Below are 13,523 nucleotides of genomic sequence, written 5' to 3'. Positions count from 1 at the left end.
AGCGGCGCGCGCGGACTTCGAGGGCCGCTCGCGGACGACGACCTGAGGATGCGGCAGAGGGCGCGCGGCGCTGCCAGACCGGGCGCATCGCCGCTACCCGACGCGCCCGGACGTGCGGCTGCGAGGGCTTTGGCCCGATGCGTCATGCCCCAGAGACGGCGCTTGATGGTGCCGAATCCCAGGCGTAAGGAGAGGCGCCATGCATCCCATCCTGTTCCGTGTCCCGCTGCCCGTCTGGGCCGTGCCGCTGCTCTGGGTCTTCCTGATCGCTGCGGGCATCGCGGTCGCGGGCGCGGTCGGGCTGTTCCTCGGCAAGAACAAGCCGGGCGCCGCCGCGGCGGGCGTCGCGGGCCTCGCGCTCGCCGCGCTCGCCTTCCAGTTCAAGGAGCGCACGTACACCCTGGGCCCGCTGCCCATCTACAGCTACGGGGTCATGCTCGGCCTCTCGCTGGTCGTCGGCTGGTACCTGACGCTCGGCCTCGCGGAGCGCGACGGCCTCCCGAGGGAGACGATGGCGAACTGCTACGTCGTCACCGCCGTCGCCGCGGTCCTCGGAGCGCGCGTGCTCTACATCCTCACGAACCTCGACGAGTTCGACTCGCTCGGCGCGATGTTCGACATCCGCCGCGGCGGGCTCGTGGCGTACGGCGGCTTCCTCGGCGGCTTCGTGGGCTCCTACCTGTTCCTGCGCTCCCACCGGATCCCGCTGCTCCCCTGGGCCGACGTCGCGGTCCCGAGCCTCGCCTCGGGGCTCATGATCACGCGCATCGGGTGTTACCTCTTCGGCTGCGACTTCGGCCGGCCGCTCGGCGAGGGGGCGCCGGGCTGGCTGAAGGGGCTCGGCACGTTCCCGCACTGGCCCGAGGGGACGCTGGAGCACGGCAGCGGCTCGCCGGCGTGGGTGCAGCACGTCAAGGAGCGCGGGCTGGATCCGAGCTCCCACGCGTCGCTCGCCGTGCACCCGACGCAGATCTACGAGTCGCTCGTCGGCGCCGGGCTGCTCGCGCTCCTGCTCCTCGCGCGCCGCAGGCAGAAGTTCCGCGGAGAGATCTTCCTCCTGTTCACGTTCGCGTACGGCGTCTGCCGCTACCTGCTCGAGCTCCTGCGCGACGACGCGGAGCGCGGCTCGATCCCGCCGTCGCTCCCGGAGCACGTGCTGATCCCCGCGGGCCTCGTCCTCTTCGCCGTGGGCTACACGATCGGGTTCTCCCGCCTCGTCCGCAACGACGTGGCGCGCAAGGCGACGCAGGCGCTCGCCTTCGTGCCCGCGGTGGTCATGTACCTGATCCTCAAGCCGGAGACGTTCGGCGCGTCCGCGACGCTCCAGTACTCGACCTCCCAGGCGGTCGCGCTGGCGACCGGGCTCGCCGCGTCCTTCGCCTTCGCGGTGTACTACAAGGCCGCGCTGGACCACCCGGAGCAGGCGATGGCGCTCAACCTGCCGGCGGACAAGGCCGCCGCGGCCGACGAGGACGACGAAGAAGAGGACGACGACGCGGACGACGAGGACGAGCCGAGCGAGAAGCGGAGGCCCGAGGCAGCCGCCGCCGGCAAGGCGCCGCGGGAGCGGCGCGGCAGCGCGAAGGGGAACGAGCGGGCGGCGGCCCGCGAGGGCGGCGGCGCCGCCGAGGCGCCCGACACCACCGGAGAGGGATAGGCCGTGAAGATCGCATTTGGAGAGGGCAAGCTGATCCCGGCCGTCGTGCAGGATCGGTTGACCGGGCAGGTTCGGATGCTCGCGTACATGACGCGCGAATCGCTCGCCCGCACCCTGGAGACGGGGCGCGCCACCTTCTTCAGCCGCTCGCGCGGCGAGCTCTGGGAGAAGGGGGCGACGAGCGGCAACACGCTCGCGGTGACGAGCGTCCACGCCGACTGCGACGCGGACGCGCTCCTCGTCCTCGCCGATCCCGTCGGCCCCACGTGCCACACCGGGAGCCCGAGCTGCTTCTTCCGGCAGGTCGAGGCCCGCGGCGACGGCGAGCCAGAGGCCGCCGACGAGGGGCAGGACGCCGCCGCGGTGCTCGAGGCGCTCGAGCGGGAGATCGAGGCGCGCAAGGCGTCCACCGCCGCGAAGAGCTACACCCGCAAGCTGCTCGACGGCGGCGCGCCGCTCATCGGCGCCAAGCTGCGCGAGGAGGCCGGCGAGCTCGCCCAGGCGATCGCCGGAGAGGGAGACGACCGCGTCGCGGCCGAGGCGGCGGACGTCATCTACCACCTGCTGGTGGGCGTCGCCTCGCGCGGCGTCCCGCTGCGCGCGGTCCTCTCCGCGCTCGCGTCGCGCATGGGCACGAGCGGCCTCGTCGAGAAGGCGCGGCGATCGCAGGGTCCCAAGACGGAAGCGCCGTGAAGCGGCGACCCCGGTCGCGTCAGCGCTGAAGGGCGGGCATCACGCTCCGGCGCTGCTCCGCGGCCGCCCCGACGCTGGCGCGCCAGGCGGCCCTGCCGCGGAGACCCGGGCGGCGCCGGACGGAATCCTCCGGGGTGATCCGCGGCGCCGCGGCGCGGCCTCCGCGCCGGCGAGGGATGGGCTACCCTGGATGTGTGAGCCCGTTCCGAGAGCCGCCCGGCGTCGAGCTCGGCCCGCTGGAGGTCGGCCTCGGGCGCGCGGCGCGGCGGGCCATGATGGGCCTCATCCCGAGCGGCGGGCGGCTCATCGCGCCCGAAGGGTATGCCCGGATCCTCCAGGGCGGAGGCGGGCCCCTTCGCGGCCGGCCGCATGCGGCAGGCGCGCTCGGCTCGCTCGGGCTCCTCCTGGTCGCCGGCTGCGCCTTCGTCGCCGCGACCGGCGGCTTCCCGCTGCGCGGCGCGGGAGCCACCGCCTTGACCGTCGCGCTCGTGATCGCCGGCGGGCTCTCGCTGGCCGCGGTGCTGCGCGCGCTCGACGCCCCGCGCGAGCGGCTCACCCTGCGCGGCGCCGTGGTCGGCAGGGCGGCGAGGCGCGCGCTCCGCAGGGCGCTGCGCCTCTCGCGCCACGCCGCGCGCGCGCCGGAGCGGTTCGGCGCGCGCCGCATCGCCGCGCTGCGCGGCACGCTGGCCATGCTCGCCGATCCGCTCGTCGCGGACTGGATCCCCGCGGACGTGCGCGGCCGCGCGGAGCTCCTGCTCGCCCGCGCCGTCGCCGCGAGCGTCGGGGCGCGCTGGACGCGCGACGCCGCCGTGCTGGCCGAGGTCCAGGCGCTGCTGCTCGCCGCGGCCGATCACCTGGCCGAGCCGACGCCGGCCCGGCTCGATCTGCTCGCCCTGGCGGAGCACACCCGGGCCGCCCCGACCCCGCGCGAGCCGCGAGGGCCGGAGCACGCCGAGCCAGCGGCGCGGATCCGCTGCGCCGCGCCGCCGCGCCCCGCGCTGCCTCGCGCCGTTGAAGACGCCGCGCTGGCCGAGCTCGACGCGACCGATCCCTCCGGCGAGCGGGCCGACCGTGCTACGCTGCGCCGCTGACGCCACCGAAGCTCCGGCGGTGCCGTCGGAGCCCGGCGGGCTCTCCTCGTGATGCCCGAGCCCCTCACGCCCCCCGGCCAGCCCCCTGCCCCCCGTGCTCAGCCGCGCATTCCCCGCGCTCTGTAGCGCGCTGCTCGCAGGGGCGCTCCCGGGCCGCGCGCTCGCGCAGGGCGCGGGCGGCGCCGAGCCCGCGACGCCGGATCGACGGCCTCCCGCGGCCGCTCAAGCCCACGCGGCGGGCGCGAGCGCGCCGCTGCAGGAGAGGCATCGCGTCCGGTACCTCCTCGACGGGGTCGAGATCCGGGGCAACCAGCGGACGGCCGCGCGCGTGATCCTCCGGTACGTCGGGTTCCGCGCGGGCGACGTGCTCGACGTCGAGGATCCGGAGATCGAGCTCACGCGCTACCGGCTCCTCGGGACCGGGTTCTTCGCCTCGGTCGGCCTGTCGCTCCGGAAAGGGGCGGAGCGCGGCAGCGCGACGCTCGTGCTCGACGTGGTCGAGCGCAACACGTTCATCGTCCAGGACCTCTGGCTGGGCATCGCCGCCGACGAGGACACGGCGGGCAACGCGAGGCCGCTCTCCGCGTTCACCGGCGTCCAGGTCGCCGAGACCAACCTCGCGGGGACGGGGATCACCCTGGGCGCCGGCGTCGGCCTCGCGGCGGACCAGCTCGCCCTGAGGACCCGCTTCGTCGATCCCGCGTTCGTGGGGACCCGCTGGTCGGCCGCGGTCACCGTGCTTTACAACGATGCCCGGGACTTCTTCGGCAACCGGGACGTCGCGTTCGAGTCCCCGCTGCTCGAGCAGCGCGAGGTCACCGGCTACGCGGTCGTCGCTTACAAGCGGTTCGGCGCGACGCTCGGCACCGGCCACCACGTCTCCTCCTCGTCGCAGCTGTCGCTCGACTACCACCTGGAGCAGATCGACGCGACCGTGCCCACGGTCGCGTCGCACATGCGCGGCGATCGCCGCGAGCCGATCGATTTCGACATCCTGGGCGGCAAGACGGTGCTCTCGTCGCTGCGCGCCGCGATCGATCACGACACGCGCGACGCGCCCTTCCTGACGACGCGCGGGACCTTCGCGTCCGCCTCGGTCACGGTGGGCGTGCCGCCGTTCGGCAGCGATTACGGCTACCAGAAGTTCGAGTTCGGCGCGCAGCGCTGGTTCCGCCTGCCGCTCGGGCACGTGCTCCGCCTCAAGGCGTTCGCGGGCGCCGTCGCGGGCGACGCCCCCTTCTTCGAGAAGTTCTACGTCGGCGATTTCACGGACCTCCTCCCGGACCGCCTCCTCGATCTCGCCCCCGACCGGCGGCAGCCGCCGAACTTCCTCGGCACGGACATCATCGAGGTCCGGTACGGCGACTTCGCCGCGAAGCTCGAGGCGGAGTACCGGATCCCGATCTACGCGGGCCGCGGCTCCATCTACGGCGTCGACCTCTTCGGCGCCGCGGGCCTCTACGGGGTCGCGACCCGCCGCGAGCTCACCGACGCGCCGGCCGGGTACGAGGGCCTCGCCCGCGTCCCCGTGGACGTCACGTACAACCTCGGCCTGCGCGTCGACACCTCGGTCGGCGGCGTGACGCTCGCCTTCTCGAACCTGCTCGGGATGATCCCGGCGCGGCACGGTGAGCGGAAATGACCTGCTCGGGCGCAGGTCGCGGGCCCCGCGGCGCGCGGCGCGCGGCGGGCGACCGGGCAGGGAGCCGCGCGCGCGCGGCGCTCCGCCGCGCGACACGGCGGAGCGCGGGCGCGCGCTGGCTCGCGATCGGCCTGCTCGCCGGGCTCTGCCTCGGCGCGCGCCCGTCGGCGGCGCAGCAAGGGCCCAGCGCCCCGGGGGGCGGGCCGTCGCAGGAGGCCGACGACGCCGACGCCCAGCGGGCCCTCGGCACGCCGGCGGCGCTGCCCACCCGGGCGGCGAGCCTGACGCTCGACAAGACCCTCGTGCAGCTCACCGTGAGCTTCCGCGACGTGGTCGACGGCGAGATCTCGAAGAAGCTGCTCAGCGGGCTCCCCACGGTCATCACGATGCGCGGCTATCTCTTCAGCGAGAGCGGCGGCGACCCCGTCGCGCTCACCGCGAAGAGCTGCCGGATCGTCTACGACCTCTGGGACGAGGTGTTCCGGATCCAGCTCCTCCAGGCGGGAGGTCAGTCGAACACGGTCGCGGTCAACGTCGAGGGCGTGCTCCGCAACTGCGCCGAGGCCCGGAGGATGCCGCTCGTGGACCGGTCCCTCGTGCGCGAGGGCAGCCGCTACTTCGTCGCGGTGCTCGTCGAGGTGAACCCCATGAGCGCCGAGATGCTCGATCGGATCAAGCGATGGGTCACCCGCCCCCCCGGCTCGACCGCCATCGGGCCGGGCGACTCGCTGTTCGGCTCTTTCGTCGGCCTGTTCGTGACGCGTATCGGCAACGCCGACAGGAAGCTGGCGTTCCGCACGCAATCGTTTCTTCCGCCGGCTCCACCGCCGGCTCCACCGCCGAGCCCGCCGCCGAGCCCGCCGCCGCCGAGCCCGCCGCCGGGCCGTCCCGGTCGTTGAAGCGCGCGGTCGCGGGAGGGTGCGCACGCGAGCCCCCCCGCGACGCGGCGCGCTGGTCTACAATCACGGCGCGCTCCCGCGCGCGCCGACTCGTCCCATGCGCCTCTTCCCCATTGCCCTCGACCTCAACGGCCGGCGAGCCCTCGTCCTCGGGGGCGAAGGCGAGGCCCCGCACGCCGTCGAGCGGCTCCTCTCGGCAGGCGCCCGCGTCGCCGTGGTCACGCCGGGCCCGGTCGACGCCTCGATCGAGCGCGCGTGCCGGGAGGACCTGGTCGAGCTGCACCGGCGGTCGTTCGTGGACGACGACCTCGCAGGCGCTGCGATCGTGTTCCTCGCGCCCGGCGACGACGCGCTCTCGCGGCGCCTGCACCGCGAGCTCACGGACGCCGGGCGCCTCGTCTGCACGCTGGATCGCCCGGAGGTGTCCAATTTCGTCAATCCTTCGGTCGTCGCCGCCTCTGGATTGACCATGAGCTTCAGCAGCCATGGTGTCAGCCCGGGTACGATACGGCGCATCCGGGAGGACCTCAGCGCGCTCTTCGCGGATCCCCGGTTCGCGCGCTACATTGCGGCGCTGCGCCGGCTGCGCGAGAGCCTCCCGCGCGGCCCCGAGCGCGCCGCGCGCATGCGCCAGGCGACCGTCGGCTTCGGCATCGAGGCGAAGCTCCGGTTCCCTGCCTGGCTCGAGCGAGGCGATGAGCCTTGATTCGAGCGCCGCGCTCGCGGTCGGGCCCCGGGTGACGCGCGCGCGGGGAACGCTCGGGGAACGCTCGGGGAGCGCTCGGGGAGCGCTCGGGGAGGGGAGAGCGCGAACGCGAAAACCCTTGTGTAAAGCGGCCTTCAAGGCTTAAGTGGGCGCCCACGCGACACTATCCGCGGAGGAGGGCTTACGGTATGCGTTCACGATCCGGCCGGCTGACGATGTTGACCTCGGCGGCAATGGTCTCTGGCCTGCTGACGCTGACGAACGTCGGTCCGGCGTCTGCACAGGCGGATGGGAAGCAGGCGGCGCCTCCGGCGGCCAAGCCCACCGCGCAGGTGACCCCTGGGGCCACCCCGGCGGCGCCTGCTCGGCCGGCCACGCCCGCGGCGCAAGCGGCCCCCACGCCGGCAGCGCCGCCCGCGGCCGGGACGACGCCGCCTGCAGCCGGCGCGACGCCGCCCGCGGCCGGCGCGACGCCGCCCGCGGCCGGCGCGACGCCTGCAGCCGGCGCGACGCCGCCCGCTGCCGGGACGCCCGCGACGGCGGCGCCAGGAAAGGCCGGTGATCCCGCGAAGGCGGCGGCGGCCGCGAAGCCGAAGAAGCCGCTGACGGAGAAGCAGAAGAAGGACGAGGCGAAGAAGCTCTACAAGGAAGCCGAGACCCGGTTCGACAAGGGCGAGTACGCCACCGCGGCCGAGCTCTACCGCCAGGCGGACGCGTACGTGCCCGGCGCCGCGCCGAAGTACAAGCTCGCGCTCTCGCTCGACAAGCAGGCGCTCGCGGTCGAGGCGGTCGCGGCGTGGCAGGCGTTCCTCGATTCCAAGCCGGACGCCGACAAGTTCAAGGACAAGATCACCGAGGCGCAGGGCCGCATCGAGGCGCTCAAGAAGACGCCGGCCAAGGTGAAGGTCGCGGTCGCGCCGCCGACCGCGAACGCCAAGATCTCCGTCGACGGCGTGGCCCAGCCGGGCCCGGAGCTCTCGGTCCCGCCCGGCAAGCACACGCTCACCGTCTCGGCCGAGGGGTTCGTCGACGCGAGCCAGGAGCTCGAGGTCACCTTCGCCGAGACCCGCGAGGTCAACGTCCAGCTGACGCAGCAGCCGCCGGCGGTCGCTGCGGCGCCGCCGCCGCCGCCCGCGGCGACCACGCCGCCCGCGACGCCGCCGCCGGCGACCCAGCCGCCGCCCGCGCCGCCGGTCGAGGCGCGCTCGCGCGTGCCGGCCTACGTCACCTTCGGGCTCGCCGGCGTCGGGGCCGTGGTCGGGACGATCTTCGGCATCCAGGCGCTCAGCGCGCAGAGCGATTTCGAGGAGAACCCGACCCACAAGAACGCGGACGCGGTCGACCGCAACGCCCTCATCTGCGACATGTCCTTCGCCGTGGCGATCACGTTCGGGGCCACCGGCGCTGTCCTGCTCCTCACCGGCGACGACACACCGGCGGAGACGAAGACCGCTGCCTCCACCGGCACGAAGAAGGCGTTCGTCACTCCGTTCGTCAGCCCGACCGGCGGCGGTGCTGCCGCGCAGTTCACCTTCTAAGGGGATGACTATGTGGAAGAACCAGTACGTTATCGCGATGGCGCTCTGCGCCGGGGCGCTGACGACCACCGCGATGGGCTGCGAGCTCATCGCGAGCGTCGACCGAGGGCTCATCGACGACGGCAACGGCGGCGGCGGTGTCGGCGGGGGCGACGGGGGTAACGCCGGCGGCGACACGAGCCGCTGTACGGACGGGGAGAAGAACGGCAACGAGACCGACGTCGACTGCGGCGGCGACTGCGAGCCGTGCGCGCAGGGCAAGGCGTGCGCCGCGGCCGGGGACTGCGAGAGCGAGTCCTGCGCCGACGGCGTCTGCTGCGATACCGCCTGCGACAAGGGCTGCGACTCCTGCACCGCCGCGCTCAAGGAGTCGGGCGAGGACGACGGCGTCTGCGGCCCCACCAAGGCCGAGACCGTCTGCGCCGAGCAGGCGTGCGTCGACAGCGTGCAGACGGCCGGCAGCACCTGCGATGGCGAGAGCGATGAGTGCGCGTCCGGCGAGGCGACGTCGTGCGAGACGTTCGCCTGCGACGCGGAGACCAACGAGTGCCTCACGGAGTGCACGGAGGACGCGCACTGCGCGGCCTGCCACGTCTGCGGCGACGATGGTCAGTGCGAACTGGCCGCGCCCGGCACCGTCGATCGGGGTTGCGCGGAGAACGAGGCGTGCAACGCCGCGGGCGAGTGCAAGGCCGCGAACGGTCAGGAGTGCGCGGTCGAGGAGGACTGCGGAACCGGGAACTGCACCGACGGCGTCTGCTGCGACACGATCTGCAACAACGCGTGCCAGGCGTGCAACGTCGAGGGGTCGGCCGGCACGTGCTCGAACGTGGCCGCGGGAGAGGCGGACACCTGCGAGGCGGCCAACGTCTGCAGCGCCGAGGGCGCGTGCAAGCTCGCTCCCGGCCAGGACTGCGATGCCGACGCGGATTGCGCGAGCGGCAACTGCAATGGCCTGCGCAAATGCTCGGACTTCCCGGCCTCTGACTCCCCCTGAGCGGCGCCTGCCGGGCTCCCTGCGGAGCCCGGCCTCTCGGCTCACCCCGGGCTCCCTGCGGAGCCCGGCCGGGCCTCACACCTCCAGCGTCCCCCTCACACTCGAGCTGACGCCCTCGGTGCCGGACGGCGGCGCGGGGGCGATCACCGTCAGCGACTCCGCCTCCCCGTCGAACAGGTCGCCGTCTTCCAGCGCGCCGGCGTCCGCCTCCGCCTCGTACGCAGGCACCAGCGCGGACTCCTCCCAGCGGGTCTTGAGCCGGTCCGCGATCTTGAGGAGCAACCCCCGCGTCGTCTCCTTGTCCGTCGCGGACAGGAGCACCGCGTCGGGGTGCCCGAGCAGCAGCCTCCGTCCCTCCGCCGGATCGATCAGATCCGACTTGTTGAACACGAGGATGCGGGGAATGCCGATCAGATCGAGCTCGGTGAGCAGCGCCTCGGTCGTCTCGATGTGCTGGTCCCGCGCGGGGTCGCTCGCGTCGACGACGTGGAGCAGGAGATCGGCGTCGGCCGCCTCCTCGAACGTCGCGCGGAACGCGGCGAACAGGTCCTTCGGCAGCTCCCGGATGAAGCCGACGGTGTCGGTGATCACCACCTCGCGCTCCTCGGGGAAGCGCAGCCGCCGCGAGCGGGTGTCGAGCGTCGCGAAGAGCTTGTTCTCGGCGAGCACGTCGGCGCCGGTGAGCGTGTTCAGCAGCGTGCTCTTGCCCGCGTTCGTGTAGCCCACGATCGAGACCACCGGCACGCCGAGCCTGGCGCGGCGGCGGCGCCGCTGCTCGCGCTGCCGGGAGAGCCGCTTGAGCTGGGCCTCCAGGAAGCTGACGCGCTCTTTCGCGCGGCGGCGCCCGATCTCGAGCTTCGTCTCGCCGGGGCCGCGCCCGCCGATCCCGCCGGTCAGGCGCGACAGGGAGTCGTCCTTCTGCCCGAGCCGAGGGAGCGTGTACTTCAGCTGGGCCAGCTCGACCTGGAGCTTGCCGTCGGACGACTCGGCCCGCTGGGCGAAGATGTCGAGGATGAGCTGCGTCCGGTCGAGGATCTTGAGGTCGGTGTGCTTCGCGATCGCCGAGGCCTGCGAGGGCGTCAGGTCCCGGTCGAAGACCAGCGTCTCCGCGTCGAGCTCCGAGGCGCGCAGCACGACCTCGTCCAGCTTGCCTTTGCCGAGCACGAGCCTCGGATCGAGGCGATCGCGCAGCTGGAGGACCGTGTCCGCGACGTCGACGCCGGCGGTGCCGGCGAGCTCGGTCAGCTCGCGCAGGCTCTCCTCGGCCCGCGCGAGCGCGCCCGCCTTGGATTTCTCGGCGACGTGGACGAGGATCGCCCGGCCGTCCTTCGCCGCGACGGACCGGGTCCGCGAGCGCTTCGCGAACTCGTCCTCGAGCGCCTGGATCAGCGCGCCGAAGTCGACGTCCGCGCGGCCGATCGCGACGGGGCCCACGGTCCGGTACGGCAGCTCCGCCTCGCGGCTGGCACCGTCGCCCGCGGCGCCGTCCACGGTGACCGTGACGGCTTCCTTCCCGCGGACCGGCACGTTGTAGGCGTACTGGATCGTCCGCGGCTCCCCCTGCGGGGTGAGCTGCACGGCCGCGACGAGGTCGAGCCGGAGGCGGACGAGGTCCACCAGGTCGTCCCGGGTGAGCGGCTCGTTGAAGAGGTGCGTATGGACGAGCCGGAGCGCCCTGAAGCGCCCCTGCGCGGCGCGCAAGCGCCCGATGTCCGGCAGCATCAACCGGGTCGCGTCGCCGACGACGACGTAGTCGATCTCGCCTGAGCGGTGGACCAGCGCGCCGACCTGGCGCCCTGTCTCGTGGGACGCCTCGGCCAGCGCCTTGATGAGCTCGGGCGTGGCGATGGTGGCGAGCGGAACCTTGCGGCGGTAGATGCGCTCTAGGGTTCTGGTGGCCTGGGGGCTGAGTCCGGTGGTGTTTCCGTAAAGGGTCGGCATTCGATGGCTGAAGGGAATGTTGCTTCCCCTCATTCATAATGCACCCCTGGCCGGTCCGCGAGCTGGCCCCCTGCAGATAGTCGCCGGGAGCTCCCGCTTTCTCGTCGCCCCTTCCCGTTCGTCGCCGTTAGCCGCCGTTAGCCGCCGTTAGCCGCCGTTAGCCGCCGTTCGCTCTCCTCTCCGAGCGCCGCGCTTCTCTCCGAGTCGCGCCTTTCCCCGCGCGAGCGCCGCAAGTTCCTGTGGGGTCCCCGCGCCGGTCGAGGCTACCCTGCCGGCGATGGCCATCCTGACCCCGCTCTCACTCGACGACGCCCGCCGCGTCGGCGCGCTTTACGGCCTGGAGATCGCCGACGTGCGCGGCCTCCTCGCCGGAAGCGTCAACTCCAACTTCGCGCTGACGCTCGCCGGCGGCCGCGGGCAGGTGTTCCTGCGCGTGTACGAGGAGCAGCAGCTCGACGCGGCCAAGCGCGAGGCGCGCATGCTGGAGCACCTCGCGGCCGGGGGCGTCGCCACGCCGCAGCCGCTGCGGCGCCGGGACGGGTCGTCCCCGGCCGAGGCTGCCGCGTTCATCGCGGAGCACGCGGGAAAGCCGGTCGCGCTGTTCCCGTGGGTCGCCGGCGAGTCGCTCTGCCAGGCGCGCGTCACGCCGGACGCCGCGCGTCAGGTGGGCGCGGCCCTCGCGCGGGTCCACCTCGTCGGCGCCTCGTTCGAGGGCGCGAGCGCGAGCCGCTTCGACCTCGACCACCTCGATCAGCGGCTCCGCGGGCTGCGCGCGCTCCGCCACCCGGGCCGCGCGGACGACACCTCGGCCGCCGGCGCGCTCCCCGAGGCGTTCACGCCCGAGGTCGCCGCCGCGGTGGACGAGCTCACCGGCCGCCTGGAGCGGATCCGCGCCGCGGCGCCGCGGACGCCCGGGCCGCAGACGTTGATCCACGGCGACCTCTTCCGCGACAACGTGCTCTGGCATGGCGGCGAGATCTCGGCGCTGCTCGACTTCGAGAGCGCCTCCCGCGGGAGCGCCGCGTTCGATCTCGCGGTCACGATGCTGGCCTGGTGCTTCGGCGACGACCTCGACCCCGCGCTCGCGGCCGCGCTCGCCGCCGGCTACACGTCTGTGCGGCCGCTTTCACCCGAGGAGCGCGGCCGGCTCTTCCACGAGAGCGCCACCGCGGCGCTGAGGTTCTCGATCACGCGGATCACCGACTTCGAGCTCCGCCCGAAGGGCAGCGGTGTCTACAAGGACTTCCGGCGCTTCCTCGCGCGCCAGCGGACGCTCGAGCGCCTCGGCCCCGAGGGGCTCCTGGCCCTGCTGCGGCTGTGATTCGCGTGGGAGCGGAGGCCGCCGCGTGATTTTCCGCGAAGTTCGGAGCGCGGCGCCCGGGTGGCGTTGCGCGGTCGCTGCCCGACCGTTACCTTCGCCCAATGGCACAGGTCGGAACGCTCGATTTCAAGGGCTTCATCGAGAGACGGAAAGGGCAACGCGCGGGTGGCGGCGACGGCGCCGGCAACGCGTACGCCTATGTGTCCGATAAGAACACGCGGCTCGCCTTCGAAAAGATGAGGCCGGTCGAGCTCGCCGTGACCGCCGCGGTCCGGCTGTTCAAGACGGTCGGGAAGAACGAGCTCCTCGGCCACGCCGTCAAGGTCGGCCCCACGCAGTTCCCCCGCGTCCACAACCTCGCGCTGCACTGCGCCGAGACGCTCGGGATCGCGCCCCCGACGATCTACATCGTCAACAGCCCCACCCTGAACGCCGCCACGTACGGGACGAACGACGACTCGTTCATCATGGTGCACTCCGCGCTCGTCGATCACTTCACCGACGACGAGCTGCTCAGCGTCATCGGCCACGAGTGCGGCCACATCCACAACAGCCACGTGGTCTACCTGACCGCGATGCACTACCTCACGCGGATGGCGTCGGTCTTCGTGAAGTGGATCGTCGGCCCGGCGATGCTCGCGCTGTCCGGCTGGTCGCGCCGCGCCGAGGTCACCTGCGACCGCGCCGGGCTGCTCTGCGCGAAGAGCCTCGACGTGTCCACGCGCGCGCTCACCAAGCTCGCGCTCGGCTCGACCAAGCTGTACGAGGAGCTGAACCTCGAGGCGTTCATCGCCCAGCACGAGGAGGGCAAGGGCGGGATCGGCAGGTTCGCCGAGTTCACCGCCAGCCACCCGTGGCTGCCGAAGCGCGTCCTGGCGCTCCGGGCCTTCGCCGAGAGCGATCTCTACCGGCGCCACGTCGGGATCGGCGCGGGCGGCCTCTCCATGGAGGAGGTCGACGAGAAGGTGCACGAAGTCATCAAGATCTGGGGCTGAGGGGTTCCTTCCCCGCGCTCGTGACCCAAGGCCGAGGTAAAGC

11 protein-coding genes are annotated in these 13,523 nt (G+C 73.3%); 10 read left to right on the top strand and 1 reads right to left on the bottom strand.

Features of this window, described 5'->3' with window-relative positions:
- Positions 1 to 199 precede the first annotated feature (199 nt).
- From WMF43_RS03190 to WMF43_RS03155, 8 genes are all read left to right on the top strand, one after another.
- Positions 200 to 1,657 carry a prolipoprotein diacylglyceryl transferase gene (locus tag WMF43_RS03190; protein ID WP_437677450.1) on the top strand — a complete coding sequence of 486 codons (1,458 nt, stop codon included), beginning with the start codon at positions 200 to 202 and terminating at the stop codon, positions 1,655 to 1,657.
- A gap of 3 nt (positions 1,658 to 1,660) precedes the next feature.
- Positions 1,661 to 2,350 (top strand): bifunctional phosphoribosyl-AMP cyclohydrolase/phosphoribosyl-ATP diphosphatase HisIE, encoded by a 690-nt coding sequence (gene hisIE, locus WMF43_RS03185; protein WP_437677449.1) that lies wholly within the window; start codon positions 1,661 to 1,663, stop codon positions 2,348 to 2,350.
- 194 nt (positions 2,351 to 2,544) lie between these two features.
- Positions 2,545 to 3,441: a hypothetical protein gene (locus WMF43_RS03180; RefSeq protein WP_437677448.1), complete on the top strand. Its 897-nt coding sequence runs from the start codon at positions 2,545 to 2,547 to the stop codon at positions 3,439 to 3,441.
- A 94-nt stretch (positions 3,442 to 3,535) separates the two neighbouring features.
- Positions 3,536 to 5,083 carry a BamA/TamA family outer membrane protein gene (locus WMF43_RS03175; RefSeq protein WP_437677447.1) on the top strand — a complete coding sequence of 516 codons (1,548 nt, stop codon included), beginning with the start codon at positions 3,536 to 3,538 and terminating at the stop codon, positions 5,081 to 5,083.
- Entirely contained in the window at positions 5,080 to 5,982 is a 903-nt protein-coding gene (locus WMF43_RS03170) for a hypothetical protein (protein ID WP_437677446.1), read from the top strand. The genes WMF43_RS03175 and WMF43_RS03170 overlap by 4 nt, the downstream gene beginning before the upstream one ends.
- A 97-nt stretch (positions 5,983 to 6,079) precedes the next feature.
- Complete coding sequence (locus tag WMF43_RS03165) at positions 6,080 to 6,688, top strand: precorrin-2 dehydrogenase/sirohydrochlorin ferrochelatase family protein (RefSeq protein WP_437677445.1); 609 nt, start codon at positions 6,080 to 6,082, stop codon at positions 6,686 to 6,688.
- 188 nt (positions 6,689 to 6,876) lie between these two features.
- On the top strand, positions 6,877 to 8,226 hold the full coding sequence (locus WMF43_RS03160) for a PEGA domain-containing protein (protein ID WP_437677444.1): 1,350 nt from the start codon (positions 6,877 to 6,879) through the stop codon (positions 8,224 to 8,226).
- Between the two features lie 10 nt (positions 8,227 to 8,236).
- Positions 8,237 to 9,223 carry a hypothetical protein gene (locus WMF43_RS03155; protein ID WP_437677443.1) on the top strand — a complete coding sequence of 329 codons (987 nt, stop codon included), beginning with the start codon at positions 8,237 to 8,239 and terminating at the stop codon, positions 9,221 to 9,223.
- Between the two features lie 75 nt (positions 9,224 to 9,298).
- On the opposite strand, the gene hflX is transcribed toward WMF43_RS03155, so the two are convergent.
- A complete protein-coding gene (gene hflX, locus WMF43_RS03150) occupies positions 9,299 to 11,164 on the bottom strand; it encodes a GTPase HflX (protein ID WP_437677442.1) in 1,866 nt (621 codons plus the stop codon).
- Between the two features lie 277 nt (positions 11,165 to 11,441).
- Between hflX and WMF43_RS03145 the strand changes: the two genes are divergently transcribed.
- On the top strand, positions 11,442 to 12,485 hold the full coding sequence (locus WMF43_RS03145) for a homoserine kinase (protein ID WP_437677441.1): 1,044 nt from the start codon (positions 11,442 to 11,444) through the stop codon (positions 12,483 to 12,485).
- A gap of 101 nt (positions 12,486 to 12,586) precedes the next feature.
- The gene (locus WMF43_RS03140; RefSeq protein ID WP_437677440.1) at positions 12,587 to 13,480 is read left to right on the top strand and encodes a M48 family metallopeptidase; all 894 of its coding nucleotides are present in this window, start codon (positions 12,587 to 12,589) and stop codon (positions 13,478 to 13,480) included.
- Positions 13,481 to 13,523: the final 43 nt, after the last annotated feature.

The sequence above is a fragment of the Sorangium sp. So ce131 genome, assembly GCF_051519095.1.
Taxonomy (GTDB): domain Bacteria; phylum Myxococcota_A; class Polyangia; order Polyangiales; family Polyangiaceae; genus Sorangium.
This window is presented reverse-complemented; position numbering and strand designations above follow the sequence as displayed.

Bases quoted from the DNA above. Each gene is read 5' to 3' on its own strand.
- WMF43_RS03160 (WP_437677444.1), top strand. From the start codon at position 6,877: ATGCGTTCACGATCCGGCCGGCTGACGATGTTGACCTCGGCGGCAATG.
- WMF43_RS03165 (WP_437677445.1), top strand. From the start codon at position 6,080: ATGCGCCTCTTCCCCATTGCCCTCGACCTCAACGGCCGGCGAGCCCTC.
- WMF43_RS03190 (WP_437677450.1), top strand. From the start codon at position 200: ATGCATCCCATCCTGTTCCGTGTCCCGCTGCCCGTCTGGGCCGTGCCG.
- WMF43_RS03155 (WP_437677443.1), top strand. From the start codon at position 8,237: ATGTGGAAGAACCAGTACGTTATCGCGATGGCGCTCTGCGCCGGGGCG.
- WMF43_RS03140 (WP_437677440.1), top strand. From the start codon at position 12,587: ATGGCACAGGTCGGAACGCTCGATTTCAAGGGCTTCATCGAGAGACGG.
- WMF43_RS03145 (WP_437677441.1), top strand. From the start codon at position 11,442: ATGGCCATCCTGACCCCGCTCTCACTCGACGACGCCCGCCGCGTCGGC.
- hflX (WP_437677442.1), bottom strand. From the start codon at position 11,164: ATGCCGACCCTTTACGGAAACACCACCGGACTCAGCCCCCAGGCCACC.
- WMF43_RS03170 (WP_437677446.1), top strand. From the start codon at position 5,080: ATGACCTGCTCGGGCGCAGGTCGCGGGCCCCGCGGCGCGCGGCGCGCG.